Annotated in this window: 19 protein-coding genes; 10 read left to right on the top strand and 9 right to left on the bottom strand. The window is 35.2% G+C overall.

Features of this window, described 5'->3' with window-relative positions:
• Positions 1-391: T9SS type A sorting domain-containing protein (locus C245_RS0121095; protein WP_026110206.1), on the top strand; the 391-nt coding region annotated here is incomplete at its 5' end.
• A 107-nt stretch (positions 392-498) separates the two neighbouring features.
• On the opposite strand, the gene C245_RS0121090 is transcribed toward C245_RS0121095, so the two are convergent.
• Complete coding sequence (locus tag C245_RS0121090) at positions 499-1026, bottom strand: biopolymer transporter ExbD (protein ID WP_017498606.1); 528 nt, start codon at positions 1024-1026, stop codon at positions 499-501.
• 28 nt (positions 1027-1054) lie between these two features.
• Complete coding sequence (locus tag C245_RS0121085; RefSeq protein WP_017498605.1) at positions 1055-1585, bottom strand: biopolymer transporter ExbD; 531 nt, start codon at positions 1583-1585, stop codon at positions 1055-1057.
• A gap of 258 nt (positions 1586-1843) precedes the next feature.
• On the opposite strand from C245_RS0121085, the gene C245_RS24305 reads away from it, so the two are divergent.
• Both C245_RS24305 and C245_RS0121075 read left to right on the top strand, forming a co-directional pair.
• Complete coding sequence (locus C245_RS24305; RefSeq protein ID WP_017498604.1) at positions 1844-5338, top strand: patatin-like phospholipase family protein; 3495 nt, start codon at positions 1844-1846, stop codon at positions 5336-5338.
• Between the two features lie 217 nt (positions 5339-5555).
• The gene (locus C245_RS0121075; RefSeq protein WP_017498603.1) at positions 5556-6110 is read left to right on the top strand and encodes a fasciclin domain-containing protein; all 555 of its coding nucleotides are present in this window, start codon (positions 5556-5558) and stop codon (positions 6108-6110) included.
• A 104-nt stretch (positions 6111-6214) separates the two neighbouring features.
• Here the strand turns inward: C245_RS0121075 and C245_RS0121070 are convergent, their stop codons facing one another.
• The 7 genes from C245_RS0121070 to C245_RS0121040 all read right to left on the bottom strand — a co-directional run bounded on the left by C245_RS0121070 (position 6215) and on the right by C245_RS0121040 (position 13163).
• The gene (locus C245_RS0121070; protein ID WP_017498602.1) at positions 6215-7060 is read right to left on the bottom strand and encodes a DMT family transporter; all 846 of its coding nucleotides are present in this window, start codon (positions 7058-7060) and stop codon (positions 6215-6217) included.
• A gap of 86 nt (positions 7061-7146) precedes the next feature.
• Complete coding sequence (locus C245_RS0121065) at positions 7147-7287, bottom strand: hypothetical protein (RefSeq protein ID WP_017498601.1); 141 nt, start codon at positions 7285-7287, stop codon at positions 7147-7149.
• A 105-nt stretch (positions 7288-7392) separates the two neighbouring features.
• The gene (locus C245_RS0121060; protein WP_017498600.1) at positions 7393-9210 is read right to left on the bottom strand and encodes a M56 family metallopeptidase; all 1818 of its coding nucleotides are present in this window, start codon (positions 9208-9210) and stop codon (positions 7393-7395) included.
• A gap of 18 nt (positions 9211-9228) precedes the next feature.
• Positions 9229-9585: a BlaI/MecI/CopY family transcriptional regulator gene (locus C245_RS0121055; RefSeq protein WP_017498599.1), complete on the bottom strand. Its 357-nt coding sequence runs from the start codon at positions 9583-9585 to the stop codon at positions 9229-9231.
• An 11-nt stretch (positions 9586-9596) separates the two neighbouring features.
• Positions 9597-11021 carry a M56 family metallopeptidase gene (locus C245_RS23370; RefSeq protein WP_232424393.1) on the bottom strand — a complete coding sequence of 475 codons (1425 nt, stop codon included), beginning with the start codon at positions 11019-11021 and terminating at the stop codon, positions 9597-9599.
• A gap of 178 nt (positions 11022-11199) precedes the next feature.
• Positions 11200-11568, bottom strand: coding sequence for a BlaI/MecI/CopY family transcriptional regulator (locus tag C245_RS0121045; RefSeq protein WP_017498597.1), 369 nt, complete (start codon positions 11566-11568; stop codon positions 11200-11202).
• A gap of 377 nt (positions 11569-11945) precedes the next feature.
• Positions 11946-13163, bottom strand: coding sequence for an MFS transporter (locus C245_RS0121040; protein ID WP_017498596.1), 1218 nt, complete (start codon positions 13161-13163; stop codon positions 11946-11948).
• 97 nt (positions 13164-13260) lie between these two features.
• Between C245_RS0121040 and C245_RS0121035 the strand changes: the two genes are divergently transcribed.
• The 7 genes from C245_RS0121035 (at position 13261) to C245_RS0121000 (ending at position 18293) form a co-directional block, all read left to right on the top strand.
• A complete protein-coding gene (locus C245_RS0121035; protein ID WP_026110205.1) occupies positions 13261-13860 on the top strand; it encodes a DUF1684 domain-containing protein in 600 nt (199 codons plus the stop codon).
• Positions 13861-14511, top strand: coding sequence for a TatD family hydrolase (locus tag C245_RS0121030; RefSeq protein WP_017498594.1), 651 nt, complete (start codon positions 13861-13863; stop codon positions 14509-14511).
• Positions 14512-14646: 135 nt separating this feature from the next.
• The gene (locus C245_RS0121025; RefSeq protein WP_017498593.1) at positions 14647-15363 is read left to right on the top strand and encodes a ThiF family adenylyltransferase; all 717 of its coding nucleotides are present in this window, start codon (positions 14647-14649) and stop codon (positions 15361-15363) included.
• Positions 15364-15527: 164 nt separating this feature from the next.
• The gene (locus C245_RS0121015; protein ID WP_017498592.1) at positions 15528-16190 is read left to right on the top strand and encodes an HAD family phosphatase; all 663 of its coding nucleotides are present in this window, start codon (positions 15528-15530) and stop codon (positions 16188-16190) included.
• 70 nt (positions 16191-16260) lie between these two features.
• Positions 16261-17103 carry a DUF2911 domain-containing protein gene (locus C245_RS0121010; protein ID WP_017498591.1) on the top strand — a complete coding sequence of 281 codons (843 nt, stop codon included), beginning with the start codon at positions 16261-16263 and terminating at the stop codon, positions 17101-17103.
• A gap of 249 nt (positions 17104-17352) precedes the next feature.
• Positions 17353-17877 (top strand): TetR/AcrR family transcriptional regulator, encoded by a 525-nt coding sequence (locus tag C245_RS0121005; RefSeq protein ID WP_017498590.1) that lies wholly within the window; start codon positions 17353-17355, stop codon positions 17875-17877.
• 2 nt (positions 17878-17879) lie between these two features.
• Complete coding sequence (locus C245_RS0121000; protein ID WP_017498589.1) at positions 17880-18293, top strand: nuclear transport factor 2 family protein; 414 nt, start codon at positions 17880-17882, stop codon at positions 18291-18293.
• Positions 18294-18363: the final 70 nt, after the last annotated feature.

The raw sequence follows: 18363 nt of genomic DNA, 5'->3' as shown, positions 1-18363 counted from the left end.
CGCCCCGGTTGGCGGTAATCGTGTAGACCCTGCAACAGCGTTAGTTGACGGAAAAACTTATTACGGAGCTACAAAAGACGGAGATGTAGAAAGTCCGACACGTTTGCCAATAACCGTGAGTATTAAAACACTGGGAATTCAGGATTTTGAGTTTTCCAATTATTTTGTTCTTTATCCAAATCCCGTGTCAGATGTTTTGACTATTAAAACGAAACAAGACGCAGAAATACAATCGTTGGAAGTTTATGATATTTTTGGCCAGTTGGTTGTATCAGTTCCAGATGCGAAATCAGTTTCTACGGTTGATGTTTCAAATCTTAGTACAGGCAATTATTTTATAAAAGTAAAATCAGACAAAGGAAGCTTCAAAGTGAAGTTTGTTAAAAAGTAAAAATAAATGAGCAAAGAGGAAGTCCCACAGCAATGTGGGACTTTTTTAGTTTCACAGGTTTGGTCAGTTCGAGCGGAGTCGAGAACTTTTGTATGGGTACTTATAATTTATTTTGAAGCCAGTAATTTAGCTTCTTCGGAAGTAAATTCATTTACAATCGAATAGGTTTCAATTTTAGCAATTGCCATTTCATCTAGAATATCTACTAGATTTTTAAAGCTTGATTTTTTACAGGGCTTTATGATAACGATAGCTCCTCTATCAGGTCTTCCGATAGCAGCAGAATATTTGAGAATTGCTTTGTTTGTGTTGTGTAGTTCTTTACGAATTCCTTCTTTACCATATTGTAATTTTTTTGGTCTCTCTGTACTGTAAGGTAATAGATTTTGATAAATAATTATTTTATCGTTTTTATCAAGTAACACAGTTATAAGTCGATCGCTTATACCCATACCACAAACAATTTTATTTTCCCATTCTTTGCTTGGCAAACTTAAATCTATGATTTTAGGTTTTGATAGTTCACCAACAACCATAAAAAATATAATCAGCAAAAATGAAACACTTACCATAGCGGTTAAATCAACTTTTGCATTTAACTTTTTACTTCTTACTTTTTTTGGAAGATTTTGCATAGAATTTAATTTAAATTTTAAAAAGGAATTAATTGGACGCCAGTAAATTTTCTTCCTCTGGAGTGTAATAATCAACAATAGAGTAGGAAGTTATACCTATAACTTTCATTTCGTCTATTATATCAACTAAATTACCATAACTGGATTTTTTGCTTGGTTTTATTATAACGGTAAGTCCGCGTCCGGGTTTCCCCAAAGCGGCTGAGTATTCCAGAACTGTTTTATTTCTTTCAAACAATTCCCTTCTTATTCCATTTTTACCATATTGCATCCCTTTTGGAGCAGCAATAGGAGCATATATTAATCCGGAGTAGACAATAATTTTGTTATTTTTATCTAAAAGCACTGTGGTTGAACGATTTTCATCTGGTCTATAACAACCTCCTAAAAAACACTCATCACCACAATCTGGAGTATAATATTCCATCGCTTTAGGTTTCGATAATTCCCCAACAACCATAAAAAATATAATCAGCAAAAATGAAACACTTACCATAGCGGTTAAATCAACTTTTGCATTTAATTTTTTACTTCTTACTTTTTTTGGAAGATTTTGCATAATAAATTGGTTTTGATTCTAAAGTTATAAAAATATATTGAACTAAAAACAGTTGATTAAAATTGATTTTAAATAGCAGGATTGATGTTTCATAAACAGGTAATTCCACCTGCTTTCTACAGAATTTTTTGATGTAATTTAGTACAGTTTTAAAGTGCTGAAAATCCCGGTATTTTACAGAGAATCAGTCGAATAATCGATTGTTTTTTTCTGACAGCTTAATTCCTCTAATCTATTAATCATTAAACCTCATTTATTATGGATATAGTAACCGATCTCACCGCCGAAGCAATATCCTATCTGACTCTTTTTCAGGATATTTTAAAAAGTAATCCTAAGAACACCTTTCCTAAAGCCCTTTTAGAAAAAGATTCATGGAAGAATCTCGGGAACGAGAATGAAAATCAATATCAATACGGTATAAATGAATTAACTCCCGGACAGATAGATGAAATAACAGATTTAGTCTGGCATAGCCCTGATAAGCATGGAGATAAGAATTTGACAAAAATATATTTGGATATACTCTATGATCTTTTAGGTTGGCTAGCCGATAATATTGATGAGAGGTACATGGATAAACCTGAATCAAGTGAACTGTTGTTATTCAGAGTACCTTTCTTTTGGAGACAGCGCATACGGACAGCGTTGTACAAAGAAAATTTGGGCAAACGAAAAGAACTGTCAGCGGCACTTCGGTACATGCCGGTACAAGTGGTTCAGGCAATTACAGGACAGAATAAATCAGCGTATGAGATTCGTCTTTATCAATTTTATGCCGCAGAAGATAAAGTATACGATTACTCAGAGATTCTAAATGATGATGATGCTAAGAAACATAAGGATTGGTGGAATGAAAACGGAGAGCAGGCTCTCACTTATCTTACTGATGATAAACAGCTTCTTGAACAATTGCTAAATAATAAGTCTACAAGAAAAATCAGAACTGAGTTTCCATTGCCGTTTGAAACCTTATTTAATGATGAACTGGATGAGATAAGGGAAGCCCGTAAAAAGAGAAGTGAGGAATGGCAGGCATCGACAACAAGTGATGATAGTGTATATGAGAACCTGTTAAAAATAGCCAGTAGTGAATCGAAAGTCCGCGATCCCATGTCAAGAGCTACTGATATGAAGCTTATCGGTCTTGCTTTTTCCGGTGGAGGTATTCGTTCGGCTACCTTTAATCTTGGAATACTCCAGAAATTGGCAAGTCTGGATGTTTTAGAAAAAATCGATTATATTTCTACGGTATCAGGAGGTGGGTATATTGGTACCTGGTATACCTCCTGGATCAAACGCTCCGGATCTTTTAGTAAAGTTACAGATCAGTTATGTCCGGATAAATCGTCCGACCCTTTTGCCGATGAAGTCCGTCCTATACGCTGGCTTAGGATGTTTAGTAATTATCTTTCTCCAAACGTAGGTATGATGTCGCCGGACGCCTGGACATCCGGAATGACGTGGCTGAGGAATACCCTTGTCAATCAGGTATTGTTATTATTGGTGTTGTTAACTGTTTTTTCTACCATTTTAGATCTTTATAAAGGCTGGGAAATACTGGGGTTATTCTTTAAAGGATTAGAAAAGAAGGATGAAATTCCGTTTTTCTGGCTGAATACTGTAATGCTCTCAATTGGAGCACTAACTGCAGCTTTTGCCATGAGATCCTATTATAAAATTAAGCGGAAAAGAAAAGTGGCACGGGCAACAAAAATTTGGAATATTCTTAATTTAGATATACCCTTTCTCACAAAGGTATCAAGTGTTTTGCCTTATTTACTCATAATCTGGACAATTATCTGTGCCTTTTTGGTTAGCACATTTATGTTTAATATTAGTATCGACGAAATTTGCCGAAAGCATGAAGATCTTTACGGATGGTTTATTTATAATGTATCACTTCCGGGATTTATCGCATTGATTTTTGTTGCAATATTGGGTAATTATCACAAAAGATACGATCTTATTCAGTTGGGAAAAGCAAATGTAGTAACAGAAAAGGCATCTGACGAAGAAAATAAAGAAGCTAAAAATGAAGCAACTAAAACCGGATTTGTAAACTGGTTTACCATAATATTAATAATATCTTCAGCTATTGCTGCGGTGGTTTTAAGTATATTGCTTTATCTGTTTTGGAAAAATTATGAATCGATACTTATTCCGATTAGAAATTTCAATCCGAAAGTATGTTCAGATAAAGTAATGCTGTTGCTTGGACTACCTATCGTTCTTGAAATTTTTTCTCTTGCCATAATAACAAGGATGGCTATATTGGGTAAAATGTTTCCCGATTATCGTCGGGAGTGGTGGGGAAGAACCGGGGGTTATATAAATCGTTTTGTGCTTTTCTGGGTTATTATTTGCTTTGCAGTATTTATTATGCCCGATTTATGGGACAGTTTCAAAGCTAAAGATGCTTTGATTATGCTACCCATTACGGGAGGTTGGGCCGGCGTAGTGGCCTGGGGAGTAAAAATAGCATTTGCCTCCAAAGGTGACGAAGATCCAAAGAAGAGTAATAGTTATGTAAACATCGTTGTTAAACTTGTACCCTTTATTTTTATGATTGGTGTACTGCTTATAGGTTCAGGTATAATAAACCTGATAAGAATAGGGAATAGCGATTTTGTAAATCGTCTCACCACAGTAGGATTAGCGCTAGTCACGCTTTTCTTGAGTTGGCGTGTTGGAGTTAATGAGTTTTCGCTTCATCATTTTTATCGCAACCGTCTTATAAGAGCTTTTATGGGAGCTACGCGTAGCAGGGAAGACCGTATTAAAACTGCAAATGCATTTACAGGCTTTGATACAAATGATGATATATTATTATCGTCTATGAAGGTTGAAGACGGTTATTTTGGTCCATATCCTATTCTCAATACCGCACTTAATGCCACTGTCGTTTCGGCATTGGACCGCCAGGATCGTAAAGCAGAATCGTTTGTATTTACACCCTTGTATTGTGGCTATGATTTTAGTCCGACACGCCCGTCTACGTATGATGTGGATCATGTGTATGAATACGGTTATCGTCCTACTAATAAGTTTTCTAATGAAAAAGGAGGACCAACTATCGGGACAGCAATGGCTATTTCAGGGGCAGCGGTAAATCCGAATTGGGGATATCATTCTTCGGCGCCTATGGCTTTTTTATTGACAATCTTTAATGTCCGCCTGGGATGGTGGATTGGTAATACGAGACTTAAGAGATGGAAAGATTCTGATCCAAGAGGAGGTTTGCTGTACCTAATTCATGATTTGACCGGAAAATCCGATATCAATATGGACTATGTATGTCTTTCAGATGGAGGACATTTTGATAATATGGGATTGTATGAACTTATTAGAAGGCGTTGTCATCATATCATATTAGGAGACGGCGAACAAGATCAGGATGTGGCTTGCGAAGGATTGGCCAATGCCATTAGAAGATGCCGAATTGATTTTGGTGTGGAGATTGTTTTTGAAGACTTTAAAGATATTACGAAACTTGCTGAAGAGGATAAAAAGAAGCATGTCATCAAAGGAGAAATCACTTATCCAGGTATAAAAAGAAAAGGAACGTTAATCTATATAAAAGCCGCATTGACGGGGGATGAGCCCATTGACATACGGGAATACGCTCTGGCTAATCCTGATTTTCCACAGCAGTCCACGGCAGATCAGTTTTTTGATGAAGCACAATTTGAAAGTTATCGTAAGTTGGGGTATCATTCTATAAAAAATATACAAGAATTGGGGCTTACCTGAATCAAACGATTCTCAGAAAAAATAATGATTTAAGATTAATGTATTTAAATTAAAAGGGAAGGAAGTTCGATTTTTTATAAAAAATATTTCATTTCTAAAGCCTTGTTATTTAGCGGATTTTGAGAAATATTCAGTGTAATATTAGTTTTTTTGAAAATGTATTAAAACCAAAACTAGTATTACCGCGTAAATGAGCTTATAACTTAAAATATTAATTATGAAAACTAGAAATTTTTTAGCCGTAGCAATCCTGGTATTAGGATTTGGATTTTCATCATTTGCGCAAAAAACCGTAATGGTTGGAGGAGCCGCAATGTATCCTACTAAAAATATTATTGAAAATGCCGTTAATTCAAAAGACCACACGACATTAGTAGCAGCTGTAAAAGCAGCCGGATTAGTAGAAACCCTTGAAGGAAAGGGACCGTTTACTGTTTTTGCCCCAACAAATGCAGCATTTGATAAATTACCAAAAGGAACTGTTGAAACATTATTGAAACCAGAAAACAAAAAAATGCTTCAAAACATCCTGACTTACCATGTAGTAGCAGGAAAATGGAATGCTTCCGGTATTGCAAAAGCAATTAAAGAAGGTAAAGGAAAAGCAACTATTAAAGCAGTTAACGGTGGTACACTGACAGCCTGGATGAAAGGAAAAGATTTATACCTTACTGACGAAAGCGGAAACAGTGCTAAAGTTACTATTGCAGATGTAAATCAGTCAAATGGTGTAATTCACGTAATTGATACGGTATTGTTGCCAAAAAGTTAATATAATTTTTAGACACCAAGTCTTAAACCCAATTCTTAAATTCCAAATTCTAAATTCCGACTTTCAAATTGGGATTTGGAATTTGGAATTTGAATTTTTGTGATTTACCTCTTTGCCGTTAAAGTTGATCCCGCCGAAGCAATTACAACACATATAACGGCTAAAATTTCATAAAAGTTTAAATGTTCCTGCAAGAAAATAAAAGCGCAGATAGCTGCCGCAGCAGGCTCTAAACTCATTAAAATACTAAAAGTACGAGGAGGAAGCTGACCCAGAGCTTTCATCTCGAGTGTAAATGGAATGGCACTGGATAGAAGAGCCAGAGCAACACCCATCCCAAAGAGTTTAGGCGTAAGATTTACCAATCCGTTTTCATAGATACCAAACGGTAGAATTAAAATGGCTCCGAATAGCATTCCAGTGGCAACAGCTTCTCCACCATGCATAATTTTAGAAACTTTTCCGCCCAGAACAATGTAGGCAGCCCATAAAGCACCTGCAAAAAGAGCAAATAAAACACCTATAGGATCAATTTGGTCATTTGACCAGGGAGCTATTAAAACTATTCCAATTCCTGCCAGTACAACCCAGCAATAATCAAGCAAACGCTTCGAACCGACAATGGCAACCAGTAGCGGACCTATAAATTCAAGTGTCACTGCCAGACCAATCGGGATTCGTTCTATTGCACTATAAAAAACTAAATTCATAGCGCCAAGTGTCAAACCATATGGAAGAACGATCCTCCATTGTTTTGGAGTAATTGCTTTTAAATTGGGTCTGTATGCTAAAAGTAATAGGACAGCCGAAATTCCAATTCGCAAAGAAGCTGTTCCCGCAGCACCTATAGTTGGGAATAAACTTTTTGCAATGGCAGCCCCACACTGAACACTTATAATTGCCAGAAGCACAGCGTAAACAGGGGGGATATTGAATTCTTTATTTTTCATGGAAATGTAATGGAGAGAAAAACGGCAAATATATAGCCGATAACCAAAGGCGGTTAAGTAGAGCTTTGAAGAGATTTTTTAGAATACTATCCTAAAGCTCTTTTGGTAACATAAGCACGGTAACCAATAACGGCCATCTGCCATTTTTTTGCTTTCGTAATGTCCAGACCTTGTTTCGTAAAACTCGGTAACAGTATCTTGTTGATTTGTGCTAAAATTTTGTACATGAGTGCTTAATTTTTTGCAAAGATATAAAAAAAAGACTTTGCGGTTAGGCAAAGTCTTTTAGTTTGATTTTTAAGTATTTATAGTGTTTTGAAGTAAAGCCAAGATTACGATTTTCTGCTTTCTTTCTCAAGCTTTTTCATTTCTTTTTCGTGTCTCTTCATTTCTTTTTCATGTTTTTTCATGTCGACTTCATATCGTAGCATATGCTGCTCATGTTGTTTCATGTCTTCTTCGTACTGTTTCATATTGATGTCGTACTCTTTAGAATCTTTACCGTATTTACCTTCTATATCCTGAGCAAACTTATCCATCTCAGCACTAAATTTATCCATCGCGGCCTCATATTTTTGCATCTCTTTCTCGTAGCTGGAATTCTTTTGTCCTAAGAATTCATTTATTTGCTTTTCATAAGCAGCTATCCCAGGTTCGATTGATTTTATTTTCTTCTCATATTCGGCCATATCTTTTTTAAATCTAGCCATGTCAGCTTTACTGCCTGGATTCATTGGTGGCATTGGAGGCATGGGAACGTCTAATGATGGCATTTGCGGCATTGCTCCAATAGGAAATGACGGTGGAGTTGGAGGAGTTGGAGGGGTTGGAGGCGCTAGAGGGCCACCATCTGTATCATTGATTTCATCTCTTTCTGCAACCTGATTTCTAAAAATTCGGGGTGTACTTGGAGCATCATCCGTTATTAAGGCTACATTCTTGGAACCGTTATTTTGGGTAGATACCACAATTCCACAGCCTTTAATAGGTTTATTGCTTTCAATGTGAATGGTTTGCGTTTTTCCATTTTGTCTTTTTACATCCACTTTAATGGCGGTCAGCTCATTTTCACTGTTTCTTTTTACATCCGAGATAACAACATCAACATTGTGTTTTTGTTTAAGATCTTCTGCAATTTTTTTAAGTTCCTGATCTGTAGTGTTTTTTTGGATTTTAATAACATCGGTTGAGTCATTATTTTTGATGATCCCTTTTGATTCTCTAACTTCTTTAGCTTCTTTTTCTTGTGCGATGGTTTTAATTTGGAATAAAAAGATAAAAGCAGCTAGTGCCGGAATGATGGCATAATACTTCCAGTAATTCCATTTCTTTGATTGATTTTTGTTTAACATGACAATTCGTTTTTTGATTAATGATTGATAAAAATGATTGGTGATTGCAACACAGCTTTCGTGTGCTGTTATTTTTAAAAGCGTGTATTGATACGCTTTTTTGTCGGTTATTATTTTGGCAGCCTCACTGTCGGCAATAAATTCAAGGTTTTGAAGAATTGCTTTTTTGTACAGCCAGATAAAAGGATTGAACCAGAATAAGACGCAAAATACTCTCGAGATTAAAACATCCATCGTATGATTTTGGTCACTATGTACCTTTTCGTGTTCAATAATACTCTCTAATTCTGATGCGGTATACATTGATGAGTTGTATACTATATAATCAAAATAAGAAAAAGGAGCAATGTTTTCGTTGATATCTACAAATTTGAAATCGGCCTGCTGGAGTACTTTTTTACCTTTTAGGACAGAATTAAGACTATAAAAGTCAATCATGAATTTTATGACCAAAGCCAGAAATCCGATACCATACACAGCCAGTACAACATAATTCCAATTAATTTCAAAAGGATCTTCTGCTACAGCAGGAGCAACATAGGCTTTCGAATAATCCATTGCAGCAATTGTTGCTTTTGAGGCAGCCATTACTGGAGCCTGAACAATAGGAGCGGGTTCTATCCATATAATTTTGGTGTAAACTAAAAAAGGTAAAACAACGGAGGTAATTAATCCTGCCAATAAGAACCATCGGCTGCTGTTAAAAAAGGTTTCTTTGCGTAATAAAAAATAATAAGCACAATAGAACAATATTACCAGTCCGCTTGATTTTGCGATAAAAATGAAAAAGGCTTCCATAACTAACTATTTTTTCTTTTAGGGAGTTTCGATCATGACTAAGATTTCTCGTAATTCTGCTGCCGAGATTTTTTCTTCTTTGGCAAAAAATGAAACCATACTTTTATAAGAGCTGTTAAAATAATTATCGATAGCAGTATGCATGAACCCTTTTCGATATTCTTCAATACTCACAAGTGGGTAGTATTGATGTGTATTTCCAAAAGCGCTATGACTTACATAGCCTTTTTCTTCCAGATTACGAACAATTGTAGATAAAGTGTTGTAATGTGGCTGATCTTCTGTGATCTCTGCCTGAATTTCTTTTACAAAAGCTTTTTGAAGCTTCCATAAAATGTGCATGATCTCCTCTTCTTTGTTGGTTAGCTTTTGCATTTTAAGCTTTCCTATTGATGTGTTTCGATTTCGATTACACCATTAGACCCTTTTTCTCCATATTTAGCAGTTGCTTCACTTCCTGTAAAAACGCTCATTTTTTTAATATACTTTGGTTTAAGGTCTTCCAGGTTATAATTGGCAGGCATTTCAACTCCGTCAACGATGGTAAGTTTAGGCCCTTTTGTGCTGGCTTTACCTGATGTCGAAACAATAATTTTGCCATCACTATTTGAAGTAGATACGCTGGTTGTTCCGTTATCATCAGTAATTACAGTAGTAGTGCTAGTATTTGTACGAGTATTGCCAGTAATTTTTTCGTCAGTACCAGAATTAGTGTTAACATCTTTACTTTGTTTAAGGATTACTTTTTTGTTTTTTACTTTTTTGGATTCTTTGTGGCTTTCAGAATTAGTATTTTCATCAGCAGTCTGAATGCCAATTTTTTTGCTGCCATTCGTGTCCGTTGTAACAATTAATCCAAAATCTTTAATGGCATCATTTCCAGAAGTCTGAACAGATTGTGCTTGCTGTTTACCATTTTTAACATCAATTTTAATTGATATTAATTCGTTATCAGAATTTCTTTTTATCTCAGAAGCTTTAAATTCAATGTTATGAATTGATTTCAATTTTTCTTTGATTTCCTTCAATTCAGCATCTGTCGTATTTTTTTTGATTTTGTAAACATCTACAGATTCTGTTTTTCCTGAAATTACCTTTGTCGTTTGTTGTTTTTCTTTGGCAATTACTTCGATTTGAAACAATAATACAAATGCGGCAAGTGCGGGAACTATTGCTCCAAATTTCCAGGAATTTCTTTTCTTTGATTGATTTTTGTTTAACATAATGATTCGTTTTTTGATTAATGATTGATAAAAATGATTGGTAATGGCAACACAATTTTCATGTGTTGTGATTTTTAAAAGTGTGTACTGATACGCTTTTTTGTCGGAGATTTTTCGTGCAGCTTCACTATCGGCGATGAATTCCAGATTTTGAAGAATTGCTTTTTTATACAGCCACATGATCGGGTTGAACCAAAAGAGAACACAAAATACTCTGGACAGTAAAACATCTACAGTATGATTTTGCTCACTATGTACCTTTTCATGTTCGATAATACTTTCTAATTCCGAAGGCGTATACATTGATGAGTTGTATACGATATAGTCAAAATAAGAGAAAGGGGCAATATTTTCGTTGGTATCGATGAATTTGAAATCGGCTTGCTGTGTGATTTTTTTTCCTTTCAGAACCGCATTTAAACTATAAAAGTCAAAGGCAAATTTTAAAAGTAATCCTAGAAGTACTATAACGTAGACTGAAAGCAGCACCAGATTCCAGTTGATTAAGGGAGCAGTATTTTCGATAAGCGCCGGCTGGTAAACAGTTGTATAATTCACATTGGTTACGGGAGTAGGGTTTACCCACACAGTTTTAGAATATACCAAAAAAGGCAACACTACTGAGGTAATCAAACCAGCCAATAAAAACCATCTGTTGCTGTTAAAAAAAAGTTTCTTTGCGCAGTAAAAAATAATAAGCACAATAAAACAATATTAATAAACCACCGGATTTTGCGATAAATAAGAAAAGTGCTTCCATAAACAATTATTTTTCTCCTTTTGGATTTTCGATCATGTCTAAAATTTCACGTAATTCTGCCGCCGAAATTTTCTCCTCTTTAGCAAAGAATGAAACCATATTTTTATACGAACTATTAAAATAGTTGTCAATTGCCGTATTCATATACTTTTTACTGTAGGCTTCTAAAGTAATGATTGGATAATATTGATGTGTGTTTCCAAAAGCATTGTGAGCCACAAATCCTTTCTCTTCCAGATTACGCACTATAGTCGATAAGGTATTGTAGTGGGGTTGATCTTCTGTTATTTCTGCCTGAACTTCCTTTACGAAAGCTTTTTTAAGCCTCCATAAAATATGCATGATTTCCTCTTCTTTGTTCGTTAACTTTTGCATGTTTTCTAATTTTAATTCAAACCTACAACTATTTTTCTAGTTACGCAACTATAAAAATAGTTATTTAACTAAAAATTACGTTTTGAATATCTTTTAGAGGCATTAAAGTTAGTTTGAAATTAAGTTTAATGAGTTGTTTTATAGGTTTTTAACATGGTTTCGGGGGTAAAATGCACTCGTAGATTTAAAGTTTAAAAAAGAAGTGAAGGAAACAATCGATTTTCTTCAAAGGGTTAAATAAGAAGGATTAGGGAAACATCCAAGAGAATTACTGGACTTTGAGCTGTAAAAATTGTTTTCATATATAAATAAACCCGACAGGTTTTTGAAACCTGTCGGGTTTAATAAACGATAAACGATATAAGGAGAGTAAGTTTTTAAGAAATTTTCTCCCTAGTCAATGCCTTTTTAATCCAAAAGCAGCATAGCGTGGCAAAAACTCCAATAGAAGCCATGAAAAGCCAATTGATTTGGTATCCGAATCGGGAGATGATTTCGAATCCTACTTTTGCACTTACAATATGTGCAAGACTAAAACTCATAGTATAAAGTGCCATATAACGGCCTTCCTGTCCGCGTGGTGCCCGGCTTAGGGCAAAAGCATTCGAGAATGGGAAGTTGAGAATTTCTCCAATCGAGAAAAGAATCATGCTGATTATCAGAATCCATGCCCAAGCATTAATCAACAGTAAAAAGAAACTCAGGGCTATAATGGAAGATCCAAGTGTAATGATTTTTATTTTAGGAAAGCCTTTCCTCTCCATAAAAGCAACAGTTGGCATTTCCAAAGTAAAAATAAGCAACCCGTTTAGTGTCATTAAGAGTCCAGTCTGAAACGCGCTTAAACCAAATTTTTCATTATGATACAGCGGTAAGGTGGTAAAAAGCTGGAAGAATATGATAGCCGTCGCGAAACACACAAACAAGAAGACCCAAAAGATTTTGTCCTGAAAAACTGATTTTTTAACATCGGTACTTTCGATTTTATCTTCGTGTAGTATTTTTTTCTTCTCTTTAACCAGTAAGGCAAATATCGAAATGGCGATGATACATGATGCACCGTCTACCCAAAATAGGCCTGAATACCCCATTCCCATAATAATCAAACCTCCTAATGCAGGACCTGCCGCAAATCCTAAATTAACGGCAAGACGCACCAAACTAAGGGCGCGCGTTCGGTTTTCAGGTTCAGAATAGGCACCAAGCGAAACATACATCGCCGGGCGAAACATATCGGCAATGGTCATTAAAGAAAATATCGCGATGCAAAGCGTCCAGAAATGGGTAACATATTGAATAAGGAAAAGGAAAACTCCACTAGTAAACAAACTAAAAATCATGATTTTGTAAAACCCAATTTTGTCTGTTAATTTTCCACCCAGCCAGGAACCTAACATTGATCCGAAACCAAAAGCCACCATAATCCAGCCTACCTGATTATAAGTAAAATGTAAATCTTCTTTTAAATATTTGGACAAAAATGGAAGCACCATGGTTCCGGCACGATTGATAAAAGTAACAATAGCAAGAATCCAAATTTCTCTCGAAAAACCTTTAAAATTATTGATGTAGCGGCTAAAAGCGGTTTTAAGCATTATAAATAAGTTATTTGCAACAAAGTTAGTAAACTTTGTATGGATGAGCGGTTGCTGCTTTGTTACTTTTGAACTATTTTTGCTCAAAATTTCTAAGATGAAAAATAGTATAGTTTTTTTAGTATTGTTAGCGATTAATTTTTGCCTGGGACAAAGTAAATTTAATCAAAAGGAAAGTGAAAAGTTTCAAAAGACAATAAATTCAGAATATGCTGATGCTAAGACAAGTCCATTAATGGCAGAAGATCTGAAAACCTTTAAAAGTTTAGATTTTTATCCCATAAATGCAAAGTATTTTGTGACAGCAAAATTGGAGAAAGCACAAAACGAAAAAGTTTTCGAAATGAAAACGACCGGAACAAGAACGCCAAAATACATTAAGTACGGGACTTTATATTTCACAATTGACGGAGTTGCCCTTAAATTGAATGTTTACAGAAATATAGAGCTTTCAAAAACGAAGGAATATAAAGATCATCTGTTCTTACCATTTTCAGATTTAACTTCAGGAAAAGGAAGTTACATAGGAGGAAGATACATTGATTTAAAAGTTCCAAAAGGAAACACAATTGCAGTTGATTTCAATATGGCCTATAATCCGTATTGTGCTTATAATCATAAGTATTCATGTCCGATAGTTCCATTGGAAAACGATCTGAATGTAGAAATCAAAGCAGGAGTTAAAGCATTTCATTAAATGGAATTCTTTAATTTTCATACTCATCAATTTAAAAATCAAGCCAATGTGCTGGAATTGGTCAATCAATACCCACAGGGGTTTGATGCTTCGATTCCGTTTTATTCCATAGGAATTCATCCCTGGTACATAAAAGAGGATCAAATTGATGCTGAATTGAAAATTATAGAAGAAAAATTGCAATCGAATAATTGTCTGGCTATTGGTGAATGCGGCTTAGACAAACGAATCGAGATTCCGTTGGATCAACAAATAGTTGTTTTTGAAAAGCAACTGGCACTGGCGGAGAAGTATCAAAAACCAGTTGTCATCCATTGTGTTGCTGCTTTTCAGGAAGTGATTGCGATGAAGAAGAAAATGAAAGTTTCGGTTCCGATGATTGTTCATGGTTTTTCTAAAAATGGTCAGATTGCTGCGCAGCTGATTAAAGACGGATTTTATATTTCGTTTGGGAAATATCTTTTGCGAAATCCGGATTTGAAAACTGTTTTTCAGACTGTTCCCAATGATCGCTTCTTTTTGGAAACCGATACGATAGAGGAAAGTATAGAGCAGGTTTATGATTTAGCTTCACAATATAAAGGTTTAACCATTAAGGAATTGCAAAAGATTGTGTCAAATAATTTCAATGCTGTTTTTGGGGGAAAGTAATGAGAATTAAGGTTCCAATTACGTTCTCGACTTCGCTCGAACTGACCAACGTAAAACCTGAAACTTGAAACTTGAAACAAATAACCTGAAACCTGAAACAAATAAAAAAATAAACAAAAATAACAAGATTAACATATGGCAGAGTGGACAGAAAGAGCCGAGCTTTTATTTACGAAAGAAGGATTGCAAAACCTACAAAATTCCAATGTGTTGGTAGTAGGTTTAGGAGGAGTTGGATCATTTGCAGCTGAGTTTTTGGCAAGAGCAGGAGTAGGAAGTATGACTATTGTTGATGGCGATGTAGTGGATATTACAAATATTAACAGACAGTTACCGGCTTTGCACTCCACTGTTGGTCAACCTAAAATTACGATCGTTGGAGACCGATTGATGGACATTAATCCAGAGTTGAAACTAACAAGAGTACAAGAGTTTTTGTCCCCTGAAAGAGCTTTTGAGATGGTTTCTTCTGAGTTTGACTATGTGTTGGATTGTATCGACAGTATTACACCAAAATTGAATCTGATCATTGCTGCAAAACGTAAAAGAGTAAAAATCATCAGCAGTATGGGTGCGGGCGGAAAAATGCTGGCTTCGAAAGTAAAAGTAACTGATATTTCAAAAACAATAAACTGTTACTTCTCTAAAACAATCAGAAAGCGTTTAAAAGCTGAAAAAATAAACAAACTAAAAGTAGTTTTCTCCTCGGAAATTCAGGACGAGAAAAGTTTAAAACTAACAGACGGAAAGAACTTCAAAAAATCATTCTACGGAACCAACAGTTATATGCCGGGATTATTTGGATTACATGTTGCTGAAACGGTGATCCGTCATTTGCTTAAGAAGGAGTAGTTTTGTTTTAAATTGTTTCAAGTTTCAGGTTTCAAGTTTCACGGGTTAAAACAAAGAAAATTTGCCAAAGTTACCACAAACAAAAAACTTGAAACCTGAAACAAAAGAAACCTTTGTCCCTTTGTTTCTCAGAGCCTTTGAACCTTTAAAAGTACCTTAAAAAAATGATAAAAACAGTAATCTTCGATATGGATGGTGTCATTGTAGACACTGAACCTGTACATCGTTATGCCTATTACAAACAATTTGCCGAACTGAATATTACAGTAACGGAAGAAATGTACACTTCGTTTACCGGATTTTCGACGCGAAATACTTTTCAAACTTTAAAAGAGCTTTTTCCAACAATTGAGCACGAAGTTGAAGATTTAATCCAACGAAAAAGAAATATTTTTAATGATGCCTTTGATACCAAAGAAGATTTGTATTTATTAGAAGGTGTTGAAGATTTAATAAAAGATTTATACGCCAACGGAATACAGTTAATTTTAGCTTCTTCGGCTTCAAAAGTAACGATTGAACGTGTGTTTACCAGATTCAATTTGCACCAGTATTTTACCGATATTGTGAGTGGTGAAGATTTTCCGCAATCTAAGCCAAATCCGGCCATTTTTGTACATGCGGCTTCGCTATCGAAAGCTCCGAAAGAAAACTGTATTATCATTGAAGACAGTACAAATGGAGTAAAAGCAGCAAAAGGTGCTGGCGTATATTGTGTGGGGTATAATAGTCATCATTCGAAATTACAGGATTTATCAGATGCCGATTTGATTATCAATCACTTTGCCGAGCTGAACGCGCAAAAAATATCACAGTTAGACGCTTGAATTAAGTTAAATTTAACATTTATTCGCTAATTGAATTTGTAAATTTGAGGGAACAAAATAAACTACGAAAATGAAAAAACTACTTATTGCATTGGCCATTGTTTTGGCTCCTTTTGCTTCAGAAGCACAAATAAAAACTCCACAAGCGAGTCCTAAGGGATACATCAAACAAACCGTTGGATTGACCGACGTTGAAGTTACCTATTCAAGACCGGGTGCCAGAGGAAGAGCTGTATTTGGAAATTTAGTTCCTTTTGGAAAATTATGGAGAACCGGAGCTAATGAAAACACGATCATTAACTTTAGTGATGATGTAGTGATCGACGGGAAAACATTGAAAAAAGGTAAATATGCAATTTATACTATTCCTAAAATCGAAAGCTGGGAAGTTATATTTTACCTTTCTACTGACAACTGGGGACTACCTGAAAACTGGAGCGATTCTTATGTGGCGCTGAGAACTACGGTAAAAGAAGACGCATTGCCAACTCCGGTAGAAACTTTTACTATTGGAATTAATGGTTTAGATCCAAACTACGGTTATTTAGAAATGTCTTGGGAAAATTCTCATGTAGCATTAAAATTTGAAGTACCAACTGCAAAAACGGCTACAGCAAGTATCGAGAAAGTTTTAGGAGGTCCAAGTTCAAACGATTATTTTTCGGCTGCTACTTATTTGTTTCAGGCTAACGGAAACATCGAAACGGCCAGAACTTATGTAGATAAATCATTAGACCTAAGCGCTGATAAACCATATTACATTTTAAGATTGAAATCGCAAATTCAGGCAAAACAAGGAGATAAAAAAGGAGCAATTGAAACCGCTAAAATTTCCCTTGCTGCTGCAGAAGCTGCTAAAAATCAGGATTACGTAAAATTAAATAAAGACAGTATCGCTGAGTGGAGCAGATAATAATTCACTGAATTAGAAAATTCCAAATTTAAAAAATCCAAATTCCAATGTTCAAGTGGAATTTGGATTTTTTATTTGGTATTGCTTAGGAAGTCTTTAGAAAAATTACTTCAGAATTCACCCTGGTGTACTTTGCGTAAACCTTCGCGTTTTTTGCGGTTAAAAAAATAGAAGATTTATTTAAATAGACAGACTTGTCTGTTTTTTGATTTAAAGTTGTATATTTGTAATTCAAAACAGATAGTAGACATGCAACCCAAAGAACGAATTTTAGAAAAAGCCGCTTTTTTGTTTCATACCCAAGGATATAATTCCACAGGTATAAATCAGATTATTGAAGAAGCAAAAGTGGCAAAAGCGAGTTTTTATCAGCATTTTAAATCAAAAGAAGATTTATGTGTCGCTTTTTTAGAGTGGCGTCATGAATATTGGTTTACGAAGCTGGAACAATTCACTTCAGATCAACAAGATTTTAAATTAAAAGTTTTGGCTTCTTTTGACTTTTTAATAGCCATGAATCAAAAGGAAAATTTCAGAGGATGTAGTTTTTTGAATCTACTTTCAGAAATACCTTCAGATAACGAGAAAGTACTGAGTGTCATTCAAAGCCATAAATCAGACTTACGAAATTACTTTAAAGCGGAGATTGAGAATGAGCTTTTGGCAGATCATATTTATTTACTATTCGAAAGCTGTATCATTGAAAGTCAGTTATTCAAATCAAATCATCTTATCGAGCAATCCAAAAAAATAATTCAAACTTTAATTTTATAATTATGGAACAGAAGTTACCATTGCCGCCTTTTACTTATGAAACGGCATTAGAAAAAATTCAATTGGCAGAAGACGCCTGGAACAGTCAGGATCCTGAGCGTGTTTCAAAAGCTTATACCGTTGATAGCGAATGGCGAAACAGAGATCAGTTTGTCAATGGGAGAGAGGCTATTATTCGCTTTTTGACTCAAAAGTGGGAGAAGGAAAGACATTACAAACTCAAAAAAGAATATTGGGCACATACGGAAAACAGAATTGCCGTGCGATTTGAGTACGAATATCAGAATCCCGATGGAAACTGGTTCAGAGCTTACGGAAATGAAAACTGGGAGTTTGATGCTAATGGACTTATGCAAAAGCGATTCGCCAGTATAAACGACTTGCCAATTAAGGAAGAGGACAGGAAACTGAAGTAATAGATAGCGTTATTTTTGATATCGATATTGATACTGACATTGACATTGACATTGACATTGATATTGATAT

The sequence above is a fragment of the Flavobacterium sp. WG21 genome, from assembly GCF_000335775.1.
Lineage (GTDB): Bacteria > Bacteroidota > Bacteroidia > Flavobacteriales > Flavobacteriaceae > Flavobacterium > Flavobacterium tructae.
Note: the sequence above shows the minus strand (reverse complement) of the source record. Positions and strands in the feature narration are given on the sequence as shown.

Coding starts and splice junctions, on each gene's coding strand:
- C245_RS0121005 (WP_017498590.1), top strand. CDS start 17,353: ATGCAACCCAAAGAACGAATTTTAGAAAAAGCCGCTTTTTTGTTTCAT.
- C245_RS0121040 (WP_017498596.1), bottom strand. CDS start 13,163: ATGCTTAAAACCGCTTTTAGCCGCTACATCAATAATTTTAAAGGTTTT.
- C245_RS0121035 (WP_026110205.1), top strand. CDS start 13,261: ATGAAAAATAGTATAGTTTTTTTAGTATTGTTAGCGATTAATTTTTGC.
- C245_RS0121075 (WP_017498603.1), top strand. CDS start 5,556: ATGAAAACTAGAAATTTTTTAGCCGTAGCAATCCTGGTATTAGGATTT.
- C245_RS0121070 (WP_017498602.1), bottom strand. CDS start 7,060: ATGAAAAATAAAGAATTCAATATCCCCCCTGTTTACGCTGTGCTTCTG.
- C245_RS0121090 (WP_017498606.1), bottom strand. CDS start 1,026: ATGCAAAATCTTCCAAAAAAAGTAAGAAGTAAAAAGTTAAATGCAAAA.
- C245_RS0121065 (WP_017498601.1), bottom strand. CDS start 7,287: ATGTACAAAATTTTAGCACAAATCAACAAGATACTGTTACCGAGTTTT.
- C245_RS0121015 (WP_017498592.1), top strand. CDS start 15,528: ATGATAAAAACAGTAATCTTCGATATGGATGGTGTCATTGTAGACACT.
- C245_RS0121000 (WP_017498589.1), top strand. CDS start 17,880: ATGGAACAGAAGTTACCATTGCCGCCTTTTACTTATGAAACGGCATTA.
- C245_RS0121025 (WP_017498593.1), top strand. CDS start 14,647: ATGGCAGAGTGGACAGAAAGAGCCGAGCTTTTATTTACGAAAGAAGGA.
- C245_RS24305 (WP_017498604.1), top strand. CDS start 1,844: ATGGATATAGTAACCGATCTCACCGCCGAAGCAATATCCTATCTGACT.
- C245_RS0121060 (WP_017498600.1), bottom strand. CDS start 9,210: ATGGAAGCCTTTTTCATTTTTATCGCAAAATCAAGCGGACTGGTAATA.
- C245_RS0121030 (WP_017498594.1), top strand. CDS start 13,861: ATGGAATTCTTTAATTTTCATACTCATCAATTTAAAAATCAAGCCAAT.
- C245_RS0121085 (WP_017498605.1), bottom strand. CDS start 1,585: ATGCAAAATCTTCCAAAAAAAGTAAGAAGTAAAAAATTAAATGCAAAA.
- C245_RS0121010 (WP_017498591.1), top strand. CDS start 16,261: ATGAAAAAACTACTTATTGCATTGGCCATTGTTTTGGCTCCTTTTGCT.
- C245_RS0121055 (WP_017498599.1), bottom strand. CDS start 9,585: ATGCAAAAGCTAACCAACAAAGAAGAGGAGATCATGCACATTTTATGG.
- C245_RS0121045 (WP_017498597.1), bottom strand. CDS start 11,568: ATGCAAAAGTTAACGAACAAAGAAGAGGAAATCATGCATATTTTATGG.